The following is a 6020-nucleotide window of genomic DNA, read 5'->3' as shown; positions in this document are numbered from 1 at the left end:
GGGAATCTGATTCCCTCAAGGGGCCCTTCACGGACCTCCGCACGAGCAGACGCCACCCCGCGCGGCCCAGCCAGCGCTCCGCACCACTGCGCCGGAACCGTGCAACGGCGGCCGGGAAAATCCCCATGCGGCGGATGCAGGCGGAACCCGCACCGATCCTGCTACGCTGATCGTGATGAGCAACTACTCGAACAGATCGGGGGTTCCGTTCGCCAAAGGTGAGTGCTGATGCTCCCTTTGCCCGCGAACGAGAATCTTCGCCTCCTTTTCTGGGCGCGCGTGCGAGAGTTCGCCGTGCCGCCGTCGATGATCGAGTCAGCGACCGCCCGCCGGGCGGCGGGCGACTGGGCCGCGGCCTGTGCCGCCGCGCGCGTCGACGTGGATCTGAACCTGCGGGCCGTTCGCCGCGCCCATGGCGCCTGGCTCGCCGCACAGATCCGCGCCGATCTGCGGAATCTGGCCCCTGACCTGCTTCGCTGGCATTTCCCGAGGATCGCGCCGGACGGCCTGCTGCGGCCAGGGCTCACGGTGTCCCTGGCCCGGTACAGCCCGGCGGCCGATCGCGGCGGCGGGGTCCACCTCGTCGCGCGCACGCCGCCCGCGTGGGCGAATGCCGGTCAGCGGATCAGCCTCGCGCTGTGGTCGCCGTCCCAGCGAGGCGCCGGGCTTCACCCGCATCCCCGTCCCGACCGGCGTTATCGCCTTGATCTGCACCGGCACCTGTGGGACGCGCGCCGGGCAGGTGAACTGCGGGAACGTTCGGGACGCTGGCCCCCGGACAGCGCCAGCCCGATCCCGCTCCCGGCCGAGGCCGGTCCGTGCGCGGTCGACCGGTGGACGGCCGAGGCCGCGTTGCTGCTGCGCGCGGAGGGAAGATCGGGCGGCACCGTCGCCGTGCGGCTCAGCTCCCGGCACCGGCTGCTGCTGAACCTGGGCGAGGCGGCGCAAGACCGGACCCGTGCGGTGCCGGTCCTGCCCGACGCCGCGACGTGGGTCCTGCCCGACCTGGAACTGCTCCACGCCGGGCTGATCGGCACCGACCAGCTGCATCCGCTTGTCGCGTCGGCACTTCGGCCCGGCCATCGACCCGGCGGGACACGGATTCCGGACGAGGAAAGGAATTCGCGGCTCGTCGACTGTCGCGGCGCGACGCATCGGATCGGTGTGGTGAACGGCGTGCTCGTCCCGCTGGACCACGACCCCGGCGAGATTCGCCGCGAGGAGCTGCTGAGCGCCTTGGGCGGCCCCGCGCTGCCGTGCCTGCGGGCGATCGACGAGGCGCACCGGTCGCCGGAAAATCTCGTGGACGTCCGCGCCCGGCTGGACCACGGCGACGCCGCCGGAGCCCTCGCCACGGTCGAAGGCCTGCTCGGAACGGACGTGCTCCTGCGCGGCGGCGCACTGCGCGACGAATTGGAAACTGCGGTACGCCGACAGGTTGTGCACGGTCTTTACCGGGCCGGGCTGACCGGGTTCGGGCCGCCTCGGTCCACTTTGGACACCCGTCCCCGCGGCCACCCTCGCCACGCGGTCTGACCTTTTTCGGCCGGAATCCGGCCCCCGAACCGACTCCAAGGTGATCATTCTGTCTGCTGTCATGGAAATTCCCGCGAAACCCGCCAACCCGCGACCCCTGGACGTCGCCGCCGATCTGCTGTCCCTCCTGGGCGACACCACCACCGAACCCCGCGCCGACAGCCAGCTGGAAGCGCTGACCCTGGCTGTCGCCGCCGATCTGCCGGTGCTGCTGTGGGGCGAGCCAGGCATCGGCAAAACCGCCGCGCTGAACCAGCTCGCCGAGGCGCTCGAACTGCCGCTGACCACGGTGATCGCCAGCGTGCACGAACCGTCCGACTTCTCCGGGCTGCCGGTGGTCGGCGACGACCCCGCGCGGCAGGGTGTGCCGATGGCGCCGCCGGACTGGGCCGTGCGCCTGGTCCGGGCGGGCCGCGGGCTTTTGTTCCTGGACGAGCTTTCCACCGCGCCGCCCGCTGTCCAGGCCGCGCTGCTGCGCGTCGTGCTGGAGCGGCGGGTCGGCGCGCTGCGGCTTCCGCCCGGCGTCCGGATCGTGGCCGCCGCCAACCCGCGTTCCTCCGCGGCCGACGGCTGGGAACTGAGCCCGCCGCTGGCCAACCGGTTCGTGCACCTGCAATGGACCCACGACCACGACGTCGTGGTGCGCGGGCTCGGCGGCACGTGGCCGAAAGCGGCGTTGCCGAAGCTGGACCCGGAGCGGCTGCCCGACGCCGTGACGTTCGCCCGCCGCGCGGTCTGCGGGCTGCTGACCGCCCGGCCCGGACTCGTGCACCAGCTGCCGAAGAGCGAAGCCCGGCGCGGCGGGCCGTGGCCTTCGCCGCGCAGCTGGGAAATGACGCTGCGGCTGATCGCTTTCGCGACGGCGGCGGACGTTTCCCGGGACGTGCTGTCCATGCTGGTGCGCGGCGCGGTCGGCGACGGCCCCGGCCTGGAGTTGCTGGCCAGCCTGGACCGGATGGATCTGCCGGACCCCGAAACGCTGCTCGCGGACCCGGTCGCGGCGGTCTTGCCCGAACGCGGCGACCTGCGCCAGACCGTGCTCGACGGCGTGGTGGAAGCAGTGCGGAAACGGCCGGAAGAGCCCCGCTGGGACGCGGCGTGGCAGCTGCTGGTGCTGGCGCTGGAAACCGGCGCGCCGGACCTGGTCGTCGTGCCCGCGGCGACGCTCGCCTCGCTGCGCCAGGACGACTGGCAGGTACCGGCGGCGATCGAACGGATTTCCGGAGCGGTGGCCTTGTCCCGGCGAGCAGACCGCGCGGGTGAGCGCTGATGGACGAAGAGAAGCTTTACGCCGCGCGCCTGCACGCCGTCCGGCAGCGGCCGTATCTGGCGACGGCGTTGTTCGCCCTGCACGTGGTGGAGTCGCGGCGAGTGCCGACGATGGCCGTGGACCGCCACTGGCGCTGCTACGTGTCGCCCGGGTTCGTGGACCGCACCCCGCTGGAGGAACTGGCCGGAGTCTGGGTGCACGAGGTCTCCCACCTGCTGCGCGACCATCACGGCCGCAGCGACCGGTTCGCCGCGAAACACGAGCTGGCCGGGCCGGCGGAGCGCTTGCGGATGAACATCGCCGCGGACTGCGAAATCAACGACGACGTCTTCGGCGACGGCCTCGCCCGGCCCGAGGGCGCCGTCGCCCCGGCCCTGCTCAGCCTGCGCGAGGGGCAGCTGATGGAGGAATACCTGGCCCAGTTCCGGCTGGGCCCGTACACGGCGGAATTCGCCTGGCTCGACTGCGGCAGCGGCGCGGACGGCCTGGAGCGCGACTGGGATCTGGGCCTGGACGGCGCGCACGGACTCAGCGCGGAGGCACGGGACGCCGTCCGATTCCGGGTCGCGCAAGGCATCAACGGCAGCCAGGGCGACGTTCCGGCGGGCTGGAAGCGCTGGGCCGAGGAGGCGTTCCACCCGCCGCAACCGTGGCGGGAACTGCTCGGCTCGGCGCTCCGGTCCGCGATGTCCGGCGCGGGCGAGGACTACAGTTACGGCCGCCCCGCGCGCAGATCGGCCAGCCTGCCTGGCGTCGTCCTGCCGAGCCTGCGCCGCCGGCCGCCGCAGGTCTGCGTCATCGTCGACACCTCCGGTTCGGTGAGCGACGCCGAACTGGGCAGCGCGATCCTCGAAATCGCCGCGATCGTCCGCGCGGTCGGCGGGCGACGCGATCTCGTGTCGGTGCTGTCGTGCGACGCCGCCGCGTACGTCACGCAGTTGTGCAGAGGCGAGGGAATTCCGTTGCTGGGCGGCGGCGGTACGGACCTGCGCGAAGCCTTCAGGGCGGCCCGGCGCGGCAGTCCTCAGCCGGACGTCATCGTGGCGCTGACTGACGGCTACACCCCTTGGCCCTCGTCGAGACCGCCTTGCCGGACGATCGTCGGCCTGTTCGCCCGGAAGCCTTCGTTCGACGACGACTATCCGGGCTATCGGCCGGAACCTCCGCCTGCTTGGGCGCGGGTGGTCACGGTGGGGTGAGCTACCTTCGGAACATGCCTTTCCCCGGTTTGGACGCCTGGCTGACCGCCCGGGCCGCCACCGACGAGTTTTCCGGCGTGGTGCTGATCTGCCGCGGCGAACAGGCGGTGTTCTCCGGCGCGTACGGCCAGGCGAGCCGCCGATGGGCCGTGCCTAACCGGCTCGCCCTGCGGTTCGACACGGCGTCCATCACGAAGCTCTTCACCGCGGTGGCCGCCTTGCAGCTGGTGGACGAAGGGCGGCTGGAGCTGGACGCGCCGATCACCGGGATCGTCGCCCTGGCCGGCACGGCGATCTCGCCGCGGGTGAGCGTGCGGCAGCTGCTCACGCACACTTCCGGGATCGCCGACGACGCGGACGAGGAAGCCGGCGAGAGCTACGAGGCGCTGTGGGTCGACAAACCGGTCTACTCGGTGACGCGAACACGGGACCTGGTGCCGAATTTCGCGGGCAAACCACCGAATTTCCCGCCAGGGGAGGGCTGCCGGTACTGCAACGCCGGGTATGTCCTCGTCGGCCTCGCGATCGAGGAGATCACCGGAACCGCCTACCGCGACCACATCCGCAGCGCTGTTTTCGCGCGGGCGGGCATGACCGGGTCGGACTTTTACGACCGCCGCGAAGCGGTTCCGGACGTCGCTGAGGGCTGGGATCCGGTCTCCGACGCCGAGGGACGGGTCGTCGGGTGGAAGCAGAACATCTTCAGCTATCCGCCGATCGGCTCGCCCGACGGCGGAGCGCACGCCACCGCGGCCGACCTGGTGCGGTTCCTGCGCGCCGTACGCGGCGGCGAGCTTCTGTCCGCCGAGCGCACCGAGCAGCTCCTCACCCCGCAGGTGCTGCACCACCGCGCCGAGGACGGCGACGTGTGGTTCGGTTTCGGACTGGAGTTCACGATGCGGCCCGACGGTTCGGTCCGGAATTACTCCAAGGACGGCGGCAACGCCGGTGCCGGCGGCATCGCGCGCCACTATCCCGCTGAGGACCTCGACGTGGCGGTGCTGTCCAACGCGGAATACGGCACTCTGGCCGTGGTCCGCGAAATCGACCGGCGGATCGGGAACGCCTGAGGGCGCGGATCGGATTTCCGCACCCGGGCTGTCCTCTTCGGACTCGCCGCCCGGGAGCCCGGGCGGGAGAATTGCGCCACCCGGCCGAGTGAAACCAGGCCCGCAGCGGGTACCCCGGCCGCATGAACCGGATCTCCGCCGCGTTCGCGCGAGGCGAAAAGACCGACACCGCCCAGTTGCTCGGCCGGGCCGGGATGGCCTGTTACGCGCTCGTGCACCTCGTCCTCGCCTATCTGGCCGTGCGGGTCGCGTTCGGCGGCGGCGAGCAGACCGACCAGAAAGGCGCCCTGCAGGAGGTCGGTTCGACCGCGGCCGGCCAGGTGCTGCTGTGGGTGCTCGCGACCGGTTTGGTCGCGTTCGGGCTGTGGCAGTTCCTGATGGCCGCGACCGGATACACCTGGACCAGCGGCGGGAAGCGGACTCGCAAACGGTTCGGCGCCGCGGCACGGGGGATTGTCGTGCTCGCGCTCGGAGGCAGTGCTTTCCGGCTCGCCGCGGGCAACGGCGGGGGCGGTTCGAGCGACCAGACCCAGCAGGAATTCACCGCGAAGCTGCTCCAGCTGCCTGCCGGTCCGGCGCTGGTGGTCGTTGCGGCCGCGGTGCTGCTCGGCGTCGCCGTCGCCGCCGGGATCAAAGGCGGGAAACAGACTTTCCTCGAAGACCTCGATTCCCGGGGCTTGCCCGGCAAGACGCGCCGCTGGGTCGGCTGGCTCGGAACCACCGGGTATCTGGCCAAAGCGGTCGTGTTCGCGGTGACCGCGGTGTTGCTGGGCTACGCCGGGTTCCGCGCCGACGCGAAGCGGGCAGGAGGCCTGGACGCCAGCCTCAAGACCCTCGCCGTCCAGCCCTTCGGCACGGTGTTGCTGACCGTGGTGGCGCTCGGTCTCGCGGCGTTCGGCGTTTATTGCCTGGCCGCGGCTTGGGCGCACCGACGCTGACGGCGCC

The 6020-nt window shown here is 71.8% G+C and carries 5 protein-coding genes; all 5 read left to right on the top strand.

What is annotated here, in order from left to right:
- Positions 1-228: 228 nt before the first annotated feature.
- The 5 genes from ACWGIC_RS27330 to ACWGIC_RS27310 all read left to right on the top strand — a co-directional run bounded on the left by ACWGIC_RS27330 (position 229) and on the right by ACWGIC_RS27310 (position 6013).
- Positions 229-1536: a hypothetical protein gene (locus tag ACWGIC_RS27330; protein ID WP_452078782.1), complete on the top strand. Its 1308-nt coding sequence runs from the start codon at positions 229-231 to the stop codon at positions 1534-1536.
- 61 nt (positions 1537-1597) lie between these two features.
- Positions 1598-2806 carry an AAA family ATPase gene (locus ACWGIC_RS27325; RefSeq protein ID WP_452078781.1) on the top strand — a complete coding sequence of 403 codons (1209 nt, stop codon included), beginning with the start codon at positions 1598-1600 and terminating at the stop codon, positions 2804-2806.
- The gene (locus tag ACWGIC_RS27320) at positions 2806-4005 is read left to right on the top strand and encodes a vWA domain-containing protein (protein ID WP_452078780.1); all 1200 of its coding nucleotides are present in this window, start codon (positions 2806-2808) and stop codon (positions 4003-4005) included. The genes ACWGIC_RS27325 and ACWGIC_RS27320 overlap by 1 nt, the downstream gene beginning before the upstream one ends.
- A gap of 14 nt (positions 4006-4019) precedes the next feature.
- Positions 4020-5075 (top strand): serine hydrolase domain-containing protein, encoded by a 1056-nt coding sequence (locus ACWGIC_RS27315; RefSeq protein ID WP_452078779.1) that lies wholly within the window; start codon positions 4020-4022, stop codon positions 5073-5075.
- Positions 5076-5197: 122 nt separating this feature from the next.
- Positions 5198-6013, top strand: coding sequence for a DUF1206 domain-containing protein (locus tag ACWGIC_RS27310; RefSeq protein WP_452078778.1), 816 nt, complete (start codon positions 5198-5200; stop codon positions 6011-6013).
- Positions 6014-6020 lie beyond the last annotated feature (7 nt).

This window comes from Amycolatopsis sp. NPDC054798, from assembly GCF_053611505.1.
The sequence above is the reverse complement of the archived record's forward strand: the minus strand, read 5'-3'. Positions and strand labels throughout refer to the sequence as shown.

Coding starts and splice junctions, on each gene's coding strand:
- ACWGIC_RS27315 (WP_452078779.1), top strand. CDS start 4,020: ATGCCTTTCCCCGGTTTGGACGCCTGGCTGACCGCCCGGGCCGCCACC.
- ACWGIC_RS27325 (WP_452078781.1), top strand. CDS start 1,598: ATGGAAATTCCCGCGAAACCCGCCAACCCGCGACCCCTGGACGTCGCC.
- ACWGIC_RS27320 (WP_452078780.1), top strand. CDS start 2,806: ATGGACGAAGAGAAGCTTTACGCCGCGCGCCTGCACGCCGTCCGGCAG.
- ACWGIC_RS27310 (WP_452078778.1), top strand. CDS start 5,198: ATGAACCGGATCTCCGCCGCGTTCGCGCGAGGCGAAAAGACCGACACC.
- ACWGIC_RS27330 (WP_452078782.1), top strand. CDS start 229: ATGCTCCCTTTGCCCGCGAACGAGAATCTTCGCCTCCTTTTCTGGGCG.